Below are 2229 nucleotides of genomic sequence, written 5' to 3'. Positions count from 1 at the left end.
GTCGGGCTTGGCGCCGCTGAGCGCCATCACGGCCGTGAGCGCCGCCGGGATGTGGGCGATGTTGGTGACCACCGCGCCCTTGCGCGACACCACCGGGTTCTCCGGCGTGAAGAGCGCGTCCACGCCCAGGGACTCCATGAACCAGCGCTCCTTGTCCTGCGCGCTGTCGCCGGAGCCGGCCATGGCGCCGGCGTGGCCCACGGCGCGCGTGAGCTTGGACTTCCAGCGCCCCACCACGCAGGCCACCACGGGCTTGCCGAAGTCCAGGGCGTGCTCGTAGTAGCCGCCGGGCTCGGCGTAGAGCACCGCGGCGCGGGAGCGGCCGTCGTTGCGGAAGGCGTGCGCGAAGTCGCGCGCCGCGTAGTGGATGTAGACGTCCTTGCCCGACGACACGAGGGTGGTCGTGCCCCAGCCCTCGCTGGCCAGGTACTGGGCGATGGTGGTGGTGAAGCCGCCGGAGTTGGAGAAGATGGCCACCGAGCCCTGCAGCAGCGAGTCCTCGGGCAAATCGCCGCCCAGCGCGCCGCCGATGCGCACGCGGTTCCAGGAGTCGGCCACGCCCAGGCAGTTGCCGCCGATGATGTCCACGCCCGCCTGCTGGGCCATGGCGCGTATCTCGCGCGCGTCGTGCACGGCGATCTTCTCCGTGACGATCACGATCTTGCGCAGCCCCGGATTGACGCGGATGAGCTCGGCCACGCCGTCGCGCACGCCCGAGGGCGGCAGGTAGACCACGCCGGTGTTGAACTCCAAGCCGGCGTTGAGGCCCTCGCGCACGTTGTTGAAGACGGGGATGTTGCCCGCCGCGGTCTTGAGCACCTGCCCGCCGCGCCCGGGCGAGGTGCCGAACACCACGTTGGCGCCGGAGAAGGCGTGGCTGGTGGGCGTGACCTGGCGCGACTCGCCGCCCAGGATGTTCAAGACGCACACGCGGTCGCCGCGCGTGGCCACGTCGGCCAGGGAGTTGATGCCTACGTAGTAGGGGAAGCTGGAAATGCCTCGTGCATGCATGGAAAGTGTCTCCTGGATCTCTTTAGGCGGCGTTCTTGAGGCCCAGTTGGGCAGCGATGGCGGCGCGGCCGCCGGCCTTCATCCAGTCGTCCATGCGCTTGGCGTAGTTCACGACCTCGGAGATCGCGCTGTCGAAGCCGAAGAAGCGGTAGGGCAGGCCCAGCGCTTCGCAGGTGTCGGCCAGGGCGCCGAAGCCGCGCACGAGGTTGGGGCCGCCGCGGCCCACCACCACGTACAGCGGCGTGGGGCCGTGGGTGGCGAAGTGCTCGCGCAGCGCGTCGCCCATGGCGCGCAGCGTCTCGTGGATGTCGGTGTTGTTGGACTTGCCGCCGATGATGAACAGCACGTTGGACTGCGCCAGGAAGTGCCGGTAGCAGATCCTGGCCACCTGCTTCATCTTCTCGTAGGGCGGGTTGCCGCCGAAGTCCGACGAGATGCTGGCCGCCTCGCCCAGCACTTCGGTCACCAGCGAGTTGGCGCCGCCGCCGAAGGTGGGCGCCAGGATGGTGCCGCGCTCGTTGATCACGAACACGTCCGACTGGCCCTGGTGCGTGCGCAGCTCGTTGACTTCCTGCTCGAAGGCGCCCACGTCCGCGGCGAACAGGTGCTGCGGCAGGTTCAGGCGTGCCACGCGCGGGTCGTCGCGGTCGAAACCGCACTTGAAGTCGCAGGCCACGGGCGTGAGCTTGCCGCTGCCGTCCACGCGCATGCGGATCGGGTTGAGCTCCAGCGTGGTCATGCCGTAGTGGTGCATCAGCTCCCACAGCTTGGGCAGGTGCTGCACCAGCGGGGAGATGATCTCCTTCGGCGCGCCGATGTCGGTCAGTGCATTGGCGACCACGAAGGCCTTCAGACCGGTCAAGGCGTCGAACGGGACGGTGGCGATCTCGCTCTTGTCCAGCTCCTCGATGTCCACGCCGCCGCGGTGCGTGAGCGTCATGGTCGGGGCGCGGTAGCGGGTGTCGTCGGTGATGGCGAAGTACACCTCGTGCTCGGCGGGCACGCCGCCTTCGAAGGTCACGCCGTTGGCCTTGGCCGTGGCGTTGCCGTGGCGGTGCTCGGCGAAGTACAGGCGCTCCTTCTCGGCCAGCGCGGTACGCAGGTCGGTGGCGCGGCCGATGAGGCCGGACTTGCCCTTCTTGCCCACGCCGCCCTTGAACAGCGGCTTGATGAACACCTGGCCGTGGCGGCGGATGAGGGCCTGGATCTCGTCTTCCG

Annotated in this window: 1 protein-coding gene and 1 pseudogene; both read right to left on the bottom strand. The window is 69.2% G+C overall.

The features are described from left to right. Nucleotides 1–1011, bottom strand: a pseudogene (locus ALA01S_RS30820) (CoA-binding protein); the annotation flags it as partial. Between the two features lie 22 nt (nt 1012–1033). Continuing rightward, a partial coding sequence (locus ALA01S_RS30815; RefSeq protein ID WP_066343567.1) for an ATP-grasp domain-containing protein occupies nt 1034–2229 on the bottom strand: 1196 nt, incomplete at its 5' end.

Origin of the sequence: Azohydromonas lata NBRC 102462 (genome assembly GCF_001571085.1) — a bacterium.
Lineage (GTDB): Bacteria > Pseudomonadota > Gammaproteobacteria > Burkholderiales > Burkholderiaceae_C > Azohydromonas > Azohydromonas lata.
Note: the sequence above shows the minus strand (reverse complement) of the source record. Positions and strands in the feature narration are given on the sequence as shown.